The organism is Flavicella sp. IMCC45668, assembly GCF_057219105.1.
In genome coordinates this window covers 3,605,244-3,626,163 of the sequence record NZ_CM170114.1, presented here as the reverse complement: position 1 = coordinate 3,626,163, position 20,920 = coordinate 3,605,244, and the positions used below count along the sequence as shown (strand labels likewise).

Here is a 20,920-nt window from a genome sequence, read left to right as displayed (position 1 = left end):
AAAAAGCCACTAAACATGTGTTTTACACGTAAATATTACGCTTAAAACCCTTATTCTATTTTAAAAATAAAAGAAGTCAACCCCTCCAATTTAATAGAAATTCTTCCTAAATCTTTTTCTATAATTAAGCTCGTTTTTTCACCATAAAGTTGATCTTTCAACTGATACATTTTCTCGGTCAACTTCATTTTATCTATCAGTACTTTTGGAAGAATCAAATCAAATTCTTTAGAATTGTCTTCAAAATTAGCGACAATAAAAAGTCTTTCAGAATCTGACCAACGAGCAAATGAAAATATTTTATTAGAACCATAGGAATTCATATCACGATTATAAGTGTGCAAATCATAATACTCCCCTACTAAAGCAGAACTAGACAAAGTAAAATTCAATAATCTTTTGTAAAAACTACGCAATTCTTTTTCATCATCAGATAACTTAGCACCATCAAAAGCACCGTTATTCATCCAACGTTGATGAGCAGGAACACCGATATAATCAAATATTGATGTTCTAGTGGGGGTACCGAATCCAGCATTTTCTTCCGCCTTTTCTCCAACTTCCTGACCAAAATAAATCATAGTTGGTGACGTTGTCAAAGTAGCTGAAACAACCATTGCTGGGTTTACTTTTTTGGAGTCTCCTCCAAAAGCGGGACTTGCAAAACGTTGCTCATCATGATTTTCTAAAAAATGTAACATCTGATGTTCTATATCCTTCAAATCATTCACTATTATTGGAATAGCATCGGTACTACCATGTCCTTTTACAATCGCTTTTATTGAATCATATAGCGCTACTTTGTCATACAAATAATCCATTTTACCTTTATGAATATAATCTCTGTACAATTTTGGATTATAAACCTCTGCTAACAGAAAAGCTTTTGGATTTTCCATCTTTATAGCTGAATTCATATAGCTCCAAAATTCTACAGGCACCATTTCAGCCATGTCATACCTAAAACCATCCACTCCTTTCGCCAACCAAAAGAGTGCTATATCTTTATATTTATCCCAGGAATCGGGAACATCTTGTTCTTTCCAAAATTCATAATGTTTCCTATAAGACTCTTGTGCATACCCTTCTGGTAAAGCTTCAAAATCTTTCGTACCATCCGGCCTTATACCATAATTAATTTTTACTGTCTCGTACCAATCATAAAAATGTGGTTGAGCCAGTCTAGAACCATTACCCGTCCATTTCGCAGGTCTCTCAAAAAACGCTCCATCAATATCTTTATTTAACTCTCCCCCTAAAGGTTTGTAATTATTTAAGGGAACTGGGACTTGGAAATCCTCCCCCTCTACATAATAAAAATTATTATCTTTTTCATATGCAACACTGGAATCATCTTTAGCTCCAAAATCAAAAACACCTTCTGGATTAGATTTCCCCTCATATTTTCTAGCAACGTGATTTGGAACGATATCAATAATCACTTTCATTCCTACTTTATGTGTTCTTGCAATTAAATCCTCAAACTCTTTCATCCTGTTTTCTGGATTTACAGCCAAATCTGGATCCACATTATAATAATCTTTTACTGCATATGGAGATCCAGCTCTTCCTTTTACAACTTCTGGATCATCATTAGAAATACCATATTGGGTATAATCTGTGACCATAGCATGATGTAACACACCCGTATACCAAATATGAGTTACCCCTAAATCTTTAATCTCACTTAATGCTTTTATCGTAAAATCCTCGAATTTTCCTACTCCATTTTCCTCAATAGATCCCCAGGGTTTATTCGTAGAATTTGTATTTCCAAACAACCGTGTAAACACCTGATAAATCACTTTTTTACCCTCTATTTCAGGCGTTAACTCTTTTTTAGATGTTTTCATATTACATGAATAAAAAATCAATAACACAACTAAACAAACACTTACTTTTTTCATATTTTAATTTTTCAATGCCAACAAAACAATATCATATGGTGAATCTATTTCCACACTTCCATTTTTAACTACTCCTTTTTGAGCAGAATATTCATCTATCAATTCCATCCCTTCTTCAAACACATTTCCTACAGATACACTTTTAATTCCGTTTGTTAAGTTTAAACCTATCACAACCTTATCCACGTAAGACCCCTTCTTATAATTTCTGGAGAAACAATAAGGCTCTATAGAAATCATCTCATGACTCCCAGCACCTACGCTTGGATGCTGAATCCTAAAGCGACCTAATTTTCCCCAATGTCTAATTTTTTCTTGCGTTTGAGGATCATTTGTTATCTGCTCCCAATTCATAAATGATCTTAAAGTAGCATCTCCATTAGCCCCCTCTACGATCAAAGATCTATCAGACTCATCTCCATAATAAATTTGAGAAATACCGGGTGTTAAAAGCAACTTTATAGCTGATTCATAATTTTTTTCTCTTTTGGCATCAAAGGGCTGACCATCATCATGTGATGAAAAATAATTCATAACAGACTTCCCCTTCAACTCTCCAGTTAAAATATTACTATATCTCGAGAACAACTCTTCAAAAGACTTTTTAGCATTGTATTTAAACTCAAAATTTATAACACTATTAAATCCATTTTCATAGTAATTGACTTTTTTATCTCCAAAATCAAAAGCCGTGGCGTTACTAATATTAAAATTGTACACTTCAGCAACAGTAAAAAATTCGTTGGAATCTAAAACTTGCTCTGGATGATTCTTTTTCCATAAACTAAATGAGTCATTACAAAGCTTCTTAAACTCCTTCCAAACCGTCTCTTCTGTATGCTTTACAGTATCCACTCTATACCCGTCAATCCCAAATTCCTCTATATAATCTGTAAGCCATTTCATAATAAAAAATCTTGGCGATCTTGGTAGTCCCGTTCTTTCAAAAAAAGTATTCAATTCATTTATTTCTTTTTCTAACCTTCCTTCCGCTTGCCATTTAGCGACTAATTCTTTAGGTAACCTAACCTCTTGATTCGACTCTGTTTTAATATCAGGTAAATTTTCAACTAGTGTGCAAGAAACAGTTGTTTCGTAATTTTTATAAGTACACGCTGGACTTGTTCTTACCCAATCATCTCCCCAAGCTGGATCGGATTCCGTACTCGGACCTGTATGATTTATGACCGCATCTAACAAAACTCGAATACCATGTGCATGTGCCGTTTCAATCATCTCCTTTAAATCTTCCTTGGTCCCAAAATTAGGATCTAAAGCCGTCCAATCTTTCATCCAATAACCATGAAATCCGTAGGTAGCTCCTGTTCCTTCATCTACATATCCATGAATCTGTTCCATTATTGGTGTCATCCAAATAGCATTTACACCTAATTTGTCAAAATATCCTTCTTCAATTTTCCGAGTGATACCTTTTAAATCTCCCCCTTCAAAACCTCTCAACACCCCCGTTTCTGAAACCCTTCCAAAATTAACATCATTGGATGGATCTCCATTGTTAAAACGATCTGTAAGCATGAAATAAACGTTCGCAGCCTCCCATACAAAAGGAGCCTTCACTTTTGTTCTAGTTGTACCTTGGTCAACACAAGAGATCATTAACACTCCCATAAAAAGAATGGTCAAGGCTTTAATATTTTTCGATTTTACAAGCATATTTTAATTTTATCTTTTTTAGTGATTTTTGCAACTATTTTTAATTTCTTATCTACATAGCTAAATTCAATTTTTCTACCATTCAACAACACTTTTTTAGGTGTTTTCTCTATCGAGTGAACAATTAAATTAACCTCTTTAGGCGTTCTATTATTTAAGGCACCTATTTCTGATTTGATAGAAATATCTATTTCGTTCGACTTAAGTTTACTTGTAAATCGAAATATCTCATACACGCCATGTTCAAATGCATTGGGTGTTTTTCCATTATCTTGATACAATTTTCCTTTACTTTCTTTTACCTCTTTGTCATAATAAAAATGCAAATCAAACTGATCCAAAGAATATTCTTCAGTCGTCTGAATCGTTTTAATCATTGGTATAAAAGCACCTCCTCTAATATAAACAGGAATATTTTCTTTAACTAGGTTTATAACTTGTGAGGTTCCTGCTTTAAATTTTTCATCAGAATAAAAATCAAACCAATTATTAGTCTTAGGGAAATATATAGTATCCTTTTTCTGTCCTTTATGAACCACTGGGTGTACTAAAATATCTTGTCCCCATAAATATGTTTTAGAAACAGTATACATGGCTGTATTATTAGGTTCCTCAAACAACAATGGTCTCATTAATGGAGTTCCCTTTTGGCTATTTTCAAAAGCAAGTGTATAATTATATGGCAACAATTGATAACGTAATTCTATGGCCTTTTTTGCCAACAATTTCGTTTCTTCCTTTTTAAAAATAGGTTCTGAAGCCAATTCTTCCTGAGCATGTGGTCTAAATATTGGTTGAAAAACACCATATTGTAACCAGCGAGTATACAATTCGTCATCTTCATAATTACCAGCAAAACCACCTAAATCAGAATGCATATAAGCCATTCCTTGCATTCCCATTTGTAAAGAAATTTCCATTTGGGATTGCAATCCTCCCCAAGTTCTATTAACATCTCCAGACCATGGAATCATTCCAAACCTTTGAGACCCAGAATAACCTGCACGCATAAGTATAAAAGGACGTTTTTCTGGAAAATCCATTTTATAGCCTTCCGAAACCAATTTGGCCCAATAATGCCCATACACATTATGAACCTCATCTGCCGTACCTGTTGCATGGATCAAATCACTAGGATGAACCTCAGGCTCTCCCAAATCGCCCCACCAACCAGCAACTCCCCAGCTGGTATATTTTTTATAAATCTCCCAAAACCAACTTTTTCCTTCATCTTTAAAAATATCAATCAGTCCAGTAGTCCCAAAATAAAAATCATAGACATACGGCTCACTCTTTTCATTTTTAGCTAAAATATCTTTCTCTACTGCCTCCTCCCATTTCTTAGATGAATTCAAAACAAATGGCTCCGTTATCAATACAGTTTTTACCCCCTCCTTTTTAAAATCGTCAATCATTTTTTTAGGAGTTGGAAAAGAGTCTTTTAGAAACTCAAAATTCCCCATAGTGCCTTGAATATCCTTACCAAACCAATACAAATCCAAAATAATTGCATCTAATGGAATCTCATCTTTTTTAAACTTTGCAACTACCTCTCTTGCTTCTTGCTCTGAATGGTAGCCAAACCTACTGGCAAAATTCCCAAAAGCCCATCTTGGTGGTAAAGGTTGCTTACCCGTCAATTGAGTATAAGAATTTAAAATAGCTTCCCATGTATCTCCAACAACAACTTGGTATGTTTTTCTACCACCAATCGTTTCATAATTTAAAGTGTTGTTTTGATGACTGTCTAAATCTAAAAATCCGATTTGAGGATTATCAAAATGAAGTAAATATTTGTTTGAGGACAACACAATCGGCATTGTAAAATTCATCAATTTAGAATGTGCCTCATATCCATAATCCGCTTTATTATATAATTCTAATCTATGGCCTCTACGATTCATGCCTAGAGCTCTTGCACCTCCACCATAAAGAGTTTCAGTTCTGTCCAAATTAAAATTCAATACTTCTAAAGAATCCTTATCCACATAACCACTCCCTTCAGATATTATTTTTTCCCCTTTATAAAAATAATGGATCTGAAAAGGTGATTTTGTAAGCTTCATTGAAACACCTTTTGTAAAAAACTCTAACGTATTCTCAGTTTCCTTTACTTTATATGATACTTTTTTTGGGTGCAATACCACTGCATGAGACGCATGTATCTGCAATTCTTTTTCAGGAACAAAAGTGGTCTCTATGATTTCTTCTGATAGAGCTCTTAAAAAGTAAACACCGTCATTCGTAAAAATTTTCACTTCAGAATTCCCCTGCGTAAAACTTTCAAATATTCTATTTGAATTTTGGCCTTGAACAATTAAGCCAACAAAGAGTAAACCGGTTAAAAAAAAGTATTTCATCTGTTTTATTTTTTTAATAAAAACTCTAACGGGATCGCTAATCTTTTACTCCAAGAATTCTCAGAATGATTTTCCCCTTCAAATTTTAAATTTTTATAATTTAATTCTGAATAACCTTTTGATTTTAAAACTTCATCTACTCTGTATTGATATGGTAAATACAATGCGTCTAAAGTTTGAGTGCCATAATCAAAATATATTCTATGCTTCTCTGATGAAGGTAGATTGTCCCTCATATAAGAAAAAAAAGATTCAGGTATTGGATTATTTTCAGCTGTCCAGGCTCCAATCCAATGTGTAGACAAACAACCTGCCCTTCCAAAAACCTCTGGGTATTCATTCATTGCATACATAGAAATTAAACCTCCCATACTAGAACCTAGGACAACGGTATTCTCAGGCTCCGTTAAAGTTGAAAAATTAATATCTATAAAAGGTTTCAACTCTTCAACAATAAATTTTAAATAATTATCTGAATTAATATTTTCATTAAAAACAGGCTCCGTACCTCTCTTTAAATTATGAACAATGGAATCTTTAAATTTTTGTCCAAGAGATTCGAATGGCTTTTGTGGAAAATAATCTGAATGTCGGATATCTGCATGGTTCCAAATCCCAACCACAATAGTGTTTTTTATTTTTTTCTGATCCATCAGTTCTGAAATCGTTTCATCTACCTTCCATTCTTGTTTATTCCATGTAAGCGTACTGTCAAATAACATTTGCCCATCATGCATATACAAAACGGCATATTGCTCATCTGCCCCATAGGTTTTCGGTAACCAAATATCTACATTTCTTGGTCTCACAAATTTTGAAGGAAAACTATCAATTCTTTTTATATGACCACTAGAAATTATTCCTGGATATTCTGAAAACTGAACCGAAATGTTCTTCATGCGTACTTCCTTCCTTTTCTTCTTGCAAGAAAAAAGAAAAATACTAACAACAAAAAAAACAATTAATTTTCTCAAAAAATTACAATTTAGTGGTGATAATATAAACCCCTTCTGAACTTAAATTTAATTCTTTATCCCATACAAACTCGTTCTTAGATAGGATATTTTTCATGCGTTTACCCTCCAATCCAATTTCAGAAAACCGATTTAAATCTAGGGTTATACTTTTTGTGTTTTTATTTAAGATAATTGCTACTATTTCATTCTCTGTTTTTCTAAACAAAACATAAACTCCTTCCTCTGGGGCAAAATGAATTGTTTTTCCTTTATGAATTGCTTCACTTTCCTTTCTATAATTCAATAAGGTTTTTAGAAATATTTGCATCTCTTTTTCTTCAGCGGTCAACCCCTCCCCTGTAAAAGCATTTTTTTTATCTCCTTTCCATCCTCCAGGAAAATCAGTTCTTACCAAACCATGGTCTCCAGGTTTGTCAAAATCATTCATTAAAATTTCTGTTCCATAATAGATCTGAGGAATTCGTGGTATACATAAAATATAACCTAGTGCCATTTTTGTATGGATTACATTTCCGTTCAATTGAGTAAACACACGACTCATATCATGATTATCAGAAAATATCATAATATCTTTTGGAGTAGCGTAATGAAAATCATTAGCCAAACCTTCATAAATTTTTATCAAACCAGTTTCCCAAGTCTCCTTTTCATTTAAACCTTGAATGATTTTTCTTTGCATCGGAAAATCCATAGTAGAAGTCAAATTTGACTCATATCCATCTCTATTATTAGCTCCTGTTTGCCAGTAGCCTACCAAAAGAGGATTGTAACTCCACTCCTCTCCTACAATACTAAAATTCGGATATTCTTTCATTATCGTTCCTGCCCAATCAGACATAAACTCTTTATCTGGATATGGATAAGTATCTTGACGAATTCCTCCTAAATTCATATACTCTATCCACCAAATACTATTTTGAATTAAGTATTTTGCTAAAAATGGATTTTTTTGATTTAAATCAGGCATCTCTTGTGTAAACCAACCATCCGTCATTAATTCTGCGTCTTTTTCAGAAGCATATAAATCCTGATTTGTTGTTCGTTTATGATTAGAGTAAGGTAATTCCTTTCCTTGCTCAAATACCTCTTGATAATTTACCCAATCTTTGAAAGGAAGATCTTTCATCCACCAATGTTCCAAACCACAATGGTTCAGTACTTGATCCATAATTAACTTCATCCCCTTCTCTTGCATTTTCTCGGACAGCAATTTGTAGGTTTCCATATCACCAAATCTTGGGTCAACTTCGTAAAAATCTGTCATTGCATAGCCGTGGTACGATTGCTTATGCATATTATTCGTTAATAATGGGCTCGGCCACACAGCCGTAAACCCCATATTTTCTATATAATCTAGATGCTCAATTATCCCTTGTATATCACCACCATGCCTAGCATAATTATCTTTTCTGTCAATTTTTTTCTCCTTTAATCCAGAAACTATATTATTAGCACTGTTTCCATTAGCAAATCGATCCGGAGTTATTAAATACAAAACATCTGAACTATCAAACCCCATTCTTAATCTAGAATTTTCAGTCCTCTTTTTTAATTCATAATCTATACTAAGATCATTTAGAACTCCTTTCTTTTTGAATTTGATTTCAAAGGTTGTTGGAATAGATTGTGAAAAGTCTAAATTTAAAAACAAATAGTTCTTATTTTCAGACTTTTCCACACTTACCAATCTAACTAACTTATCTTTTATAACAGGAATATAATTAGCAACTCCTTTACCATAAACCATTACCTGTACCTCATTATACTCCATACCTACCCACCAATTGGCTGGTTCTACTCTTTCAATGATTTGTGACTGCATAACAATTGAAATTAACAATGTTATTAAAATGAATGGTTTATTCATTATTATTATTTTATTATGATATTATCTCTCCAACAACAATTACATTTTCGTTAGCAGGAACTAAAAACTCATTATTTTCGATATAAACAGTTACATCTTTATCAGACTCATTTATAAACTTACAATCACTCTGAGTTTTTTCCACTTTTAGGGTCGCTCCTCTAAAGTTGATCTTAAATGAATAAGATTTCCACTCTTTTGGGATTTGCGGATTAAATGTCAATCTTTCGTCATTCCAAACACGCATCCCACCAAAACCTTCAACAATCGCCATCCAAGTACCGGCCATAGAGGTGATATGCAAACCTTCATGAACTTCATGATTGTAATCATCTAAATCCAAACGAGAAGTTCTAAGGTATTGCTCATAGGCTTTCGGCATTCTATCGATAGAGGCTGCTAAAATTGAATGAATACAAGGAGACAATGATGACTCGTGAACTGTTAAAGGCTCATAGAAATCAAAATGTTTCTCTATTTCCTTTCTGTCAAACTGATTTTCAAACATATAGAATCCTTGTAAAACATCAGCCTGCTTGATATAACAAGATCTTAAAATTCTATCCCAAGACCATTTCTGATTGATGGGTCTATTTTCTTTAGACAACTCAGAAATAGGAATCAACTCCTTATCCAGGAAACCATCTTGTTGTAAAAACACCTCATGTTTATCACTATAAGGGAAATACATATTACTGGATACTTTTAACCAAGCTTCAATTTCTTCCATAGTAAGGTTTGTCAGCTCCATTATTCTTGAATAATCCTGACTGTATTCCTTTTCTATTTTCTTTAGATTCTCAACAGCATATTCAATACACCATTTTGCTAAATAATTAGTGTAAAAATTATTATTGATATTATTTTCATATTCATTTGGCCCTGTAACTCCCAAAATAACATACTGATCTTTATCTTGAGAAAAAGTAGCTCTTTGGTGCCAAAAACGTGCAACACCAATCATTACTTCCATCCCTAATTCTGGAATATAACTATAATCTCCTGTATAATTAACATAGTTATTTATCGCATAAATCATGGCTCCATTTCTATGAATTTCTTCAAATGTAATCTCCCATTCATTATGGCATTCTTCTCCATTCATAGTTACCATAGGATACAAAGCTGCCCCATTAGTAAACCCTAATTTCTCAGCATTCTCAATAGCTTTACCTAACTGATTATGACGATATACTAAAAGGTTTCGTGCAACAACAGGATCTTTAGTTCTCATGTAAAATGGTATACAATACGCTTCGGTATCCCAATAAGTACTTCCTCCATATTTCTCACCGGTAAAACCCTTAGGACCAATGTTCAATCTAGAATCTTCACCCGTATAAGTTTGGCTCAATTGAAATATATTGAAACGAATAGCTTGTTGTGCTTTCACATCTCCCTCAATAACAATATCCGCAGTCTCCCATGCCTTTGCCCAATATGCTAGTTGCTCATCAAAAAGTTTATCAAAACCTTTAGCTGAAGCATTCTCAATTCCTTTTTTTGATTTAGTATTTAATTCTTCAATAGAATAATTCATAGAATGGACATATCCACCATATTTGTATATGGTAAAAGTTTCATTTACAGAAACATGTTTCGTATATGTCAATGAAATTCTTTTTTCTTCCCTCAACACTTCAGGTGTCAGTTCCAATTTGTTTGTTCCGAGACGCAATCCAATTTGCATTCCAGTACTAACATGATATTCTGTTTTTAAAGTTTTGGATAAAATAGAGGCATAATTTCCCTCTTGTTGAATATTCAAAACCTCCCAAAACAACTCATCGTAGTTTGTATCTTCATTACTAATACCACCATCTAAATAAGGCGTATAAGCAATCTCACCAGAAAAATTTAAAGGAGTAACGCTGTATCGAATGGCTCCTATTTCAGAACTTGTCATACTTAAAAAACGGAGAGAGTTTACTTCAATCACATTTCCATTTGATAACTCCGCCTGAAAAGATCGTTGCAACCAACCTTCTTTCATATGAAGCTCTCGCTTAAAGTTTGAAACTTTAGCGGTATTCAAATCTAATTCCACTCCATTAATCGAAACATTTATTCCAATCCAGTTGGGAGCATTTAATACTTTTGCAAAATACTCAGGGTAACCGTTTTTCCACCACCCAACTCTTGTTTTATCTGGATAATAAACTCCGCCAATATAACTTCCTTGAAAAGTTTCTCCTGAATATTTTTCTTCAAAATTGGCTCTTTGCCCCATTACTCCATTCCCTATACTAAAGATACTTTCTGAAGCAGTAACATTCTTAGGATCAAAACCTTCCTCAAGGATTGACCATTCGTTTTCTATGATATAATTTTGATTCATTTCTAGATTTTTTTACTGCCTTTTACGGTTTAGTAAAGGCAAAGTTTAACCTCTAAATGTGATATTTCACATTTATTTATATAAGATCTCTGTTTCTTTAGGTTGAAATCTTATTTATATAAAACTGATTTGTTTAATTCAATAATTCCTTTGCTAATGCAACTGTAAGTTTTGATGTACTATCTAACAATACATCCGCTGCTCCTAACATATCCTTATCTCCAATCCCAACACTTTTCATTGCTGCTCTTTTAGCCGCCTCAATCCCTGCCGCTGCATCTTCTATTACGATGCAATTATTGGGTTTTAAATTCAATTTTTGAGCAGCAATTAAAAACACCTCTGGATCTGGTTTTGCTTTGGAAACATCATTCCCATCCACTATTGCTGTAAAGGCATCCAACAAATTAACCCCTTCCAAGATTACTCTTGCATTTTTACTAGCAGATCCTAATGAAAACGGAATATTGTTTTCTTTTAAAAATGATAGTAATTCTTTAATACCAGGTAGTATTTCACTTTCATCCATTTTGGCAACATACTCAAGATATCGAGTATTTTTTTCCTCCATGTATTTAGCCTTTTCGGCATCAGAAAGAGTGACACCACCCACTCCTAGAAGTATTTCAAGAGATTTCCCCCTACTAACTCCTTTCAATAGTTCATTGTGCTCTTCTGTAAAATTAATCCCTAACTGATCCGCTAGCTCTTTCCAAGCCAAATAATGGTATTTTGCAGTATCTACAATAACTCCATCCAAATCGAAAATAAATCCTTTTCCTTCCATACTTATTCTGGTAATTGATAAGAAATTGCATTCTTATCTGTAATTAGTAAATTACAAAGACCAGCTACAATAAGACTAATACCTGCAACAACCATTGCATAAATAGACTCGTCTCCTATTAATTTATATGCAAAATTAACCCCACCCAAAGCAGCAGTAATTTGAGGCAATACGATAAACATATTAAAGATCCCCATGATTACTCCCATTTTCTTAGGATCAACAGAACTAGATAACATTGCGTAAGGCATTGATAAAATACTACCCCAAGCAATTCCGATTAATGTAAAAGATAAAATCAACCACGATGGAGAAGGAATTAGGTACATCGATAAAAATCCAACTCCACCTAATATTAGAGAGGTCATATGTACTAACTTTCTGTTAATACGTTTTTTAGCGGTATAGAGTACCATTAAAAGAGCAAATCCCATAGAGGACAATCCATAAATTCCCATGTAAGACCCAACTAAATCTGCAGCGTTTTGGTAACTACCACTCGCTTTTAAATAAGCAGCCGCTTCAGATTCAACTTCCATATTGTACCTAGCTTCAACCGGAGCAGGAGCATCAAAAACAAATTCTGTTAAAGCAGGTGTCGCCAAACTCCACATAGTGAAAAAAGCAAACCAACTAAAAAATTGAACTAATCCTAACTTACGCATGGTAGAGGGCATACTTCCAATATTTTCTTTGATATCAGAAATAAAGGTTCCTTTCTTCTTCTTCTCTTCTTCAAAAGCCTCCATATCTTCTGGCGGATATTCTGAAGTCGTAAAAATTGTAAACAAGATACTAGTGATAAAAACAAAGGCTCCAATTCCGAAAGCTATCTTCACAGACATTGGCAACATTCCTGGTGCAGCTTCATTACTTACTCCTAAATAGGTAATAAACCAAGGTAAATTACTTGCCACCCAAGTTCCGATACCAATAATAAGCGTTTGCACCACAAACCCATAAGATCTTTGAGAATCATCTAATTTATCAGCCACTAAAGCCCTAAAAGGCTCCATACTAATATTTATAGATGCATCTAAAATCCAAAGAAAACCTGCAGCAATCCACAAAGTAGGAGAATGAGGTACTAAAAACAAAGCGATTGAACTTAAAACAGCTCCTATTAAAAAATAAGGTCTACGACGTCCTAAACGAGGATGCCAAGTTCTATCACTTAAATAACCGATAATGGGTTGTACCAACAAACCTGTCAATGGGGCAGCTATCCACAATAAAGGAATGTCATGTTCATCAGCACCTAACGTCTGAAATATTCTTGACATAAAACCTCCTTGTAGAGCAAATCCGAATTGGATTCCTAAAAACCCGAAACTCATGTTCCAGATTTCCCAAAAACTTAGAATTTTTTTCTTCATCTTATCTATATTTAACATTAATTGAATGTTATCAACAAAAAGTACTCTAAAATCAAATCAATTTGATTTCGAATTACTTTAAAATTTTGCGATATAAATATAGTAAGGACAGTAGCGTCTTTATCTATATTTTAATGTGTGAAGAGTGAAATATTGATAAAAATGAACGCTATGTTCAAGTACAAAGATAAAATATAAATTTCTTAAAAAACAAATTATCATTCAAGAAAACTTTAAAAACCAACATTTTAAGGCTTCTAAAACTCTCAAAAAACCTATATTCTAAGCGGGAAAAATGTATTTCTAAAAAATATAAAATTATTTTGTTGACTCTCTAACTTTCAAGGTTGTTGGAACAACTTTTGTAGAAAAAGGAGCATGCACATCTGTCTCCAATCTATCAACTAACATATTTGCAGCTTGCATTCCCATCGAAAAACCATGTTGCTCCATAGTTGTTATAGAAGGAGATGCGTATTGCGAAATCAAACCATCCGTAAATCCTATTACAGAAATATCTTGTGGAACATTCAATCCCCTTTTCTGAATTGCTTTGATCGCAATCGCTGCATAGATTTCATTCACTGCGAAAATGGCATCCGGATAATCCTCTCTAGCAATTAAAGCATTGATTTGCTCATCAATATCCCTGTCTTTATCAACTCGTAGAACCAAAGATTCATCAACCTCTATGCCAGCTTCCACTATAGCTTTTTCGTATCCAAGTTTTCTTTTAAAACCTACATCAACATAGTCAGGTGTTGTCAACATAGCGACGCGTTTTGCCCCAGAATCAATCAGGTGTTTTGTAGCACTATATCCCCCCTTAGTGTCGTCTATCACAACCTTATCACAAGCTATAGATTCTTCTACCCTATCAAATAAAACGAAAGGAATATCTTCTTCTATCAATTCTTGAAAATGTTTAAAATCACCTTTACTTTGTGTTTCATTTGCAATAGACACTAACAAACCATCTACACTTCCATTTGCCATCATCGCTAAATTCATCACCTCTTTCTGATGGGATTCATTAGACAGACATACCATTACATTATAACCACGTTGGTTTGCGGCTTGCTCAACACCACTAATCACCTTTGAAAAGAAATGATGTGTGATTTCTGGAATCACAACACCTAACACCAAAGTTTTTTGATTCCTCAACTTTAAAGCAAAACTATTGGGCCTGTAATTATAATAATTAGCAAAAGCTTGAATACGTTCCCGCATTTCTAAACTAATTTCATTACTGTTTTTCAAGGATTTTGAAACTGTTGAGATAGAAACGCCAAATTCTTTGGCAATGGCTTTAAGAGTAATTTTTGGCTTCATTTAGATTCCAGTAGTTTAATGGGTTCTAATTCTTTAAAACAAAAATAAGTTATTTAAATCTAAATGGACCGATTATGCGGTCCTCATCTATCATCTTGGCATACATGATATTTTAAATTTTGAACCAATCATTAATATTTATTTACAACACAATCATAAACTAGATATTTTGAGTTTTTAACAAAAAAATAACCTAATTTTAATAAAAGCATAATTTAAAATAAAATTCACTACAACGTTAGAGTAACAAAAGTTATCAACACGAAAACGTTTTCGTGCCTTTTTGATTTTTTTATTACAACCATTTAATTATAGTTTCGAAGTGTGAAGAGTGAAAGTATTGTTAAAATCCAAACCAAATTAAACGTTAATTAAAGAATCAATCTGTATGAATAAAAAACATTTATTATCAATTGGAATTCTCTGCCTGATGAGTTTTGGTGCATTTGCTCAAAATGTATTCAAAGGTAAGGTAGTAGAGCAAGCCTCAGGAGAAGGACTTCCTGGAGTAAGCGTAATCATAAAGGGAACCTCAACAGGTACCTCAACTGATTTTGATGGAAATTTTGAAATAAATTCTAACAACGACGATGTTGTTCTTGTTTTCTCTTACGTAGGATTTAAAACCGTAGAGCAAGCTGCTTTACCAAATCAAAATTTAAACATATCATTAGAAGACGACGCACAAGCTTTGGATGAAGTAGTTGTAGTTGGTTACGGTACTGCACGCAAAAAAGATTTAACCGGGTCAGTTGAGTTAATGACTGAAAAAACCTTTAATGATGGTCCAACAGCCAATGCAGCACAATTAATTCAAGGTAAAGTGGCAGGTGTAAATATTACTCCAGGAAGTGGAGCACCAGGATCAGGTAATACAATTCGAATTAGAGGAACAGGGTCACTAAATATTACTGCAAACCCCCTTATCGTTGTAGATGGAGTACCCTTGAGCGATGATAATGTTGGAGGCTCAAGAAATGCTTTAAACAATATCAATCCTAATGATATTGCTACAATGACTGTTTTAAAAGATGCATCATCAACAGCTATATATGGTTCTAGAGCCGCTAATGGGGTTATTCTTATAACAACAAAAAAAGGAAGATCAGGTCAAGATATCAAAGTGAGCATAAACTCAGTTACTGGTGTTTCAACAGTAAACAATTATGTAGATGTCATGAATGCTGACCAATACCGAGCTTTAATTAATGGCGTGGACACTGAAAAAGGTACTGAATATTCAAGTTTATTGGGAAATAGCTCGAATCATTGGCAATCTTTGATTTATCAAAATGCAATAAACTCAGATAACAGTGTGAGTGTATCTGGTTCTACAAAATCAGTTCCTTGGAGAATCTCTGTAGGATATACTAATACAGAAGGGATTTTAAAAACAGATGAATTCAATAGAACAACTGCAAAATTGAATTTAAACCCATCTTTTTTGGAAAATCGTCTAAAATTTGACATCAACTTAAATGGGTCATTTATTAAAAATCAATTCGCTAATACTGATGCAATCGGTGCAGCCGTTCAATACGATCCTACTCAAGCAGTCTATGATCCAACATCCCCTTACGGAGGATACTCATACTGGAGAGAAGATGTTACTAATCCTAACTCAACAAGAGCAAATCTAGCGGTTACAAACCCACTGGCTTTGTTAAACTTAAAAGATGACTCTTCAAATGCTAATAGATTTATATCCAATGCCAAAGTTGATTATCAGTTTAAAAACTTCAGTGAACTTGTAGCGACCCTTAATGTTGGTTATGACCACTCTAGTGGTAAAGGAAATGTATTTATCTCAAATCAAATGCCAGATGCTAGAGAGGATTATAATGGATATGAATCAACTTACGATAACGAAAATGTAAATCAACTTTTAGACTTCTATCTTAACTACAATAAGGATTTAAGTGAAGATCACACAATAGGAGCAATGTTAGGGTATTCATACCAAAGCTTCTACTTCTTTACCGAAACAAAATCAGTTGATAAAAAAATCGACCCTAATAACAATATAGAAAATCATATAATTGATAAAAGAAGAGATGTTTTAGCTTCATTCTTTGGTCGTTTTAATTATTCTTTTTCAGATAAATATTTAGTAACAGCAACCGTTAGAGCTGATGGATCTTCCAAATTAAACCCTGATGACAGATGGGGATTTTTTCCATCCGTCGCACTTGCTTGGAACATGTCAAACGAAGAATTCTTAAAAGATTCTGAGGTTGTAAACAACCTAAAAGTTCGTTTAGGATATGGACAAGTAGGTAATGTAAATGGATTAGCATCGTATCAATTCCTTACAAGATATCAAGGTTCGCAAAATGGTGCTAATTATGGCTTTGGAAACCAATATTACCCAACATACAGACCAGAACCGATCAATGAAAATTTAAAATGGGAAGTTGGTAACACTATTAACTTTGGTGTTGATTATGGGCTTTACAATTCAAGATTATATGGTTCTTTAGATATCTATTCTAAAACTACAACTGACCTTATAGCGAGTTCAACAGTTGATCCTTTTACCAATTTTGGAAATGAAATCATTGCCAACATAGGTGATATGAGAAACCGTGGTATCGAATTCGCCTTAAACGTTGTTCCTGTAAAAACTGACAACCTAGAATGGTCAATCAACACGAATATTACATACAATGAAAATGAAGTAACTAAAATGCCAACTGTTCAAAATGTCGGTGGTATTTCAGGAGGTACTGGAAACTTTGTACAAAGACACCAAGAAGGTTATGCTCCTTTTTCATTTTACGTATATGAACAAGTTTATGATGAAAATAACAAACCTATTGAGGGAGTTTTTGTGGACAGAAATAATGATGGTGCGATAACAGAAGATGATCGATATTTTTACAAAGACCCTTATGCTGATGTTGTGATCGGATTAAATACGAATCTATCCTATAAATCATGGGATTTTGCTTTTGTGAGTAGGCTAAGTTTAGGAAACTACACTTATAACAATGTTGCTTCTGATAAAGGTTATGCAGCCTTTGCGACGCAAAACCCAAAAACCTTAAACAACTTAAGTACCAGCTATTTTGACACTAACTTCCAATTAAACAATCCTAAAACATTGGTAAGTGATTATTATGTAACTAATTCGTCATTTTACAAAATCGACAATATCACCTTAGGATATACATTTCCGAGAAGCTGGATGAATGATATGAACCTGCGCATTTATGGTGCAGCTAATAATATTGCAATTATTTCGGATTATACAGGAATTGATCCTGAGATTTCTGGTGGAATTGATAACGATTTCTACCCAAGACCTCAAGTATATAGTTTAGGATTAAGTTTAAATTTTTAAGATATGAAAATGAATATAACTAAAAATATAAAATATGGAATATTAATGCTAACCGGAGCATTAACTTTAGGTTCTTGTCTGGGAGACTTAGACCAAAACCCAATTGATCCGGACAGTATCACAGAAATTGATGTATTTAAAGACGTAGAATCTGCTAAAGGAGCTATGGCTAAATTGTACAATTCCATAGCAATAACAGGACAACAAGGACCATCCGGGGATCCAGATCTATCTGTTGACGATGAAGGAGCTTCTCAATATACTAGACTGATGTTTGGACACCAAGAGCTGTGTACAGATAACGCAGTTAACGGTTGGGGAGACGGTAATTTATCCGAGTTCCATGCAATGAACTGGACGGCGGAGAATGGATTTGTAAATGATTATTACAATAGATTAGGACAATCAGTATCCTTCTGTAATTCGTTTATTTCAAATGCTCAATCAACACTTGGAGACGAGCCTGAAGTTAAAACTATGATTGCTGAAGCTAGGTTTTTAAGAGCTTACCATTATTACAATTTAATGGATGCATTTGGAAATGTGCCAATTGTAACTGAAATCAAAACAGAATTACCTCAACAAAACACTAGAAAAGAAGTTTTTAAATTCATTGAATCTGAATTACTTACTATCATTAATGATCTCCCAAATGCAAAGGCAAATGAATATGGACGGATAGATCAAGTTGCTAGTCAAGCCTTGTTATCGCGTTTATATCTCAATGCCCAATCTATGATTGGTGAAGATCATTTTACTGAAGCAGTAACCTATTCTGAATTAGTAATAAATTCTTCTTACAGCCTTCATACAGATTACCAAGATCTATTTTTATCTGATAATGATATAAATGGAGCTCAAAACGAAAACATTTTCGTCATAAGATATGATGGTATTCAAACGCAAACTTACGGAGGAACAACATTTTTTATTCATGCTAACATTGGTGGAGATGAAATGAATGCTGCGGATTATGGAAGTAGCGGTGGCTGGGCTGGTAATAGAACAACGAGCGGTTTAGTTTCAAAATTTGACCGTGGGGCTTCATTTGATGGAAGCGGTCATCCGATTTCATGGACAGATAGTCGTGGAATGTTTTTCACAACTGGTCAAAACTATGAAATTTCAGATATATCTGTATTTCAAGATGGTTATGCGGTTGTAAAGCATAAAAATATCGATACAAATGGAGATTATACCGCTTCTGACAGTTCTAAAGAAATGTCAGACATCGATCAACCTCTAATTAGAATGGCCGAAATATATTTGAACTACGCTGAAGCTACATTGAGAGGTGGCGGAGGAAATGATGCTATTGCCTTAGATTACATCAATCAATTAAGAAGTAGAGCATACGGAGATAATTCACAAAATATTACTCAAGGGGAATTGGATCTTGATTTTATTCTAGATGAACGCTCTAGAGAATTATATTGGGAAGGATTCAGAAGAACAGATTTAATTCGCTACGACAGATTTACAACAGGAGATTATTTATGGCCATTCAAAGGGAATGTTCCAAACGGAACTGCCGTTTCAAGCCATAGAAATTTGTACCCAATTCCTGCGAACGTAATTTTGGTTAATTCCAATTTAACACAAAACCCACAGTACTAAAAAAACATATTTTATTATGAAAACTAAACTATATAAGTATATATACTGGCTTGCCCTACCCATTATCCTGGGGGGATGTGCTAGTGACGAGCTATTTACCGTTATTGATACAACGCCAGGTGCCACTACAATTACTGCTGCATCATCGGACAATTCAGTAGTATTATTGAAAGAAGATGCTTCTGAAGAAGCAGTAACAATATCATGGAACAAACCTGATTATGGAGTACCTACAGAACAAGCAAGTTATCAAATACAAATTGACTTTGAAAATGGTGATTTCAGTTCTGCTGTTACAGCTGCTTCAACTAAAACTGAATCAAACACATTTTTGGTTGGAGAATTAAATAAAGCGCTCTTAGAATTAGAGGTGACACCAGAAACTCCAACAAATATTTTGTTTAAAGTAACGGCAAATACCGGTGCTTTGATCACGGATTCAAATATTTTTACTGTAGAGTTAACTGCTTATGCGGATAAACTAGATCTAACAACACCTTGGGGTATTGTTGGTAGTGCGACTCCAAACGGATGGGATGGTCCTGATGTTCCTTTCTACAAAACAGACGTTGCAAATGAATATGTAGCATACCCAACTTTTGTAGTTGGAGAAATAAAAATCAGAAAAGACAATGACTGGGCTGTAAATTATGGAGATGGAGACCTTGATGGCACTTTAGATGACGGAGCAAACATACCGGTTGATGCTGGAACTTATAAAGTTACCTTTAATGAGGTTACATTAAAATATTCTATTGAAGAATTTACTTGGGGACTTGTTGGTAGCGCAACGCCAAATGGATGGGACGGACCTGATACACCTTTAACATACGACTCAACAACTGACAGATGGAAAGCCTTGGTAACATTAGTTGATGGTGAATGGAAACTAAGACAAAACAACAACTGGACAGTAGCCTATGGAGACGCGACTGGAGATGGAATATTAGATACTGATAGTGATAATAACATTTCAGTAACTGCCGGTAACTATCTTGTTATTGTAAACACAAATACACTTGAATACTCTATTGAACCAATCGATGTTTGGGGAGTTGTAGGAAGTGCTACTCCAAACGGTTGGGACGGACCTGATACTAAATTCAATTTAGATTACGCGCAAGAGGGAATCTGGTACTTAAATGATATGGTACTTACAGATGGTGAAATAAAGTTTAGACCTAATGATACATGGGGATCTGATTTCGGAACAGCTGATGGTAGTAACATCCCTGTAACAGCAGGAACTTATAACATGACTTTAGATTTATCTAATCCTAGCTCGCCTACCTACATGGTGACTAAACAATAATATTTAAGAATTCTTAATTTAATAAGA

General features: G+C 34.0%; 12 protein-coding genes. 3 read left to right on the top strand and 9 right to left on the bottom strand.

What is annotated here, in order from left to right; translation table 11 throughout:
* Nucleotides 1-50: 50 nt before the first annotated feature.
* The 9 genes from AC2DZ0_RS14800 to AC2DZ0_RS14760 all read right to left on the bottom strand — a co-directional run bounded on the left by AC2DZ0_RS14800 (nt 51) and on the right by AC2DZ0_RS14760 (nt 14,621).
* Nucleotides 51-1,907 carry an alpha-amylase family protein gene (locus tag AC2DZ0_RS14800; protein WP_484642701.1) on the bottom strand — a complete coding sequence of 619 codons (1,857 nt, stop codon included), beginning with the start codon at nt 1,905-1,907 and terminating at the stop codon, nt 51-53.
* A gap of 3 nt (nt 1,908-1,910) precedes the next feature.
* Nucleotides 1,911-3,581, bottom strand: coding sequence for an alpha-amylase family glycosyl hydrolase (locus tag AC2DZ0_RS14795; RefSeq protein WP_484642700.1), 1,671 nt, complete (start codon nt 3,579-3,581; stop codon nt 1,911-1,913).
* Entirely contained in the window at nt 3,572-5,941 is a 2,370-nt protein-coding gene (locus AC2DZ0_RS14790) for a glycoside hydrolase family 31 protein (RefSeq protein WP_484642698.1), read from the bottom strand. Before AC2DZ0_RS14790 ends, AC2DZ0_RS14795 begins: the two co-directional genes overlap by 10 nt.
* Before the next feature lie 5 nt (nt 5,942-5,946).
* Nucleotides 5,947-6,840 (bottom strand): alpha/beta hydrolase, encoded by an 894-nt coding sequence (locus AC2DZ0_RS14785; RefSeq protein ID WP_484642697.1) that lies wholly within the window; start codon nt 6,838-6,840, stop codon nt 5,947-5,949.
* A 79-nt stretch (nt 6,841-6,919) separates the two neighbouring features.
* Nucleotides 6,920-8,785, bottom strand: coding sequence for a glycoside hydrolase family 13 protein (locus tag AC2DZ0_RS14780; protein ID WP_484642696.1), 1,866 nt, complete (start codon nt 8,783-8,785; stop codon nt 6,920-6,922).
* Between the two features lie 13 nt (nt 8,786-8,798).
* On the bottom strand, nt 8,799-11,123 hold the full coding sequence (locus AC2DZ0_RS14775) for a family 65 glycosyl hydrolase domain-containing protein (protein ID WP_484642695.1): 2,325 nt from the start codon (nt 11,121-11,123) through the stop codon (nt 8,799-8,801).
* Nucleotides 11,124-11,256: 133 nt separating this feature from the next.
* A complete protein-coding gene (pgmB, locus tag AC2DZ0_RS14770) occupies nt 11,257-11,910 on the bottom strand; it encodes a beta-phosphoglucomutase (RefSeq protein ID WP_484642693.1) in 654 nt (217 codons plus the stop codon).
* 2 nt (nt 11,911-11,912) lie between these two features.
* On the bottom strand, nt 11,913-13,286 hold the full coding sequence (locus AC2DZ0_RS14765; protein ID WP_484642691.1) for an MFS transporter: 1,374 nt from the start codon (nt 13,284-13,286) through the stop codon (nt 11,913-11,915).
* A 318-nt stretch (nt 13,287-13,604) separates the two neighbouring features.
* Nucleotides 13,605-14,621: a LacI family DNA-binding transcriptional regulator gene (locus AC2DZ0_RS14760; RefSeq protein WP_484642690.1), complete on the bottom strand. Its 1,017-nt coding sequence runs from the start codon at nt 14,619-14,621 to the stop codon at nt 13,605-13,607.
* A 388-nt stretch (nt 14,622-15,009) separates the two neighbouring features.
* On the opposite strand from AC2DZ0_RS14760, the gene AC2DZ0_RS14755 reads away from it, so the two are divergent.
* From AC2DZ0_RS14755 to AC2DZ0_RS14745, 3 genes are read left to right on the top strand one after another with little or no spacing between them, the layout of a single operon-like run.
* On the top strand, nt 15,010-17,964 hold the full coding sequence (locus AC2DZ0_RS14755; protein WP_484642688.1) for a SusC/RagA family TonB-linked outer membrane protein: 2,955 nt from the start codon (nt 15,010-15,012) through the stop codon (nt 17,962-17,964).
* Nucleotides 17,965-17,967: 3 nt separating this feature from the next.
* Nucleotides 17,968-19,581 (top strand): RagB/SusD family nutrient uptake outer membrane protein, encoded by a 1,614-nt coding sequence (locus AC2DZ0_RS14750; RefSeq protein ID WP_484642686.1) that lies wholly within the window; start codon nt 17,968-17,970, stop codon nt 19,579-19,581.
* Nucleotides 19,582-19,597: 16 nt separating this feature from the next.
* A complete protein-coding gene (locus AC2DZ0_RS14745) occupies nt 19,598-20,893 on the top strand; it encodes a SusE domain-containing protein (protein ID WP_484642685.1) in 1,296 nt (431 codons plus the stop codon).
* The last annotated feature ends 27 nt before the right edge of the window (nt 20,894-20,920 follow it).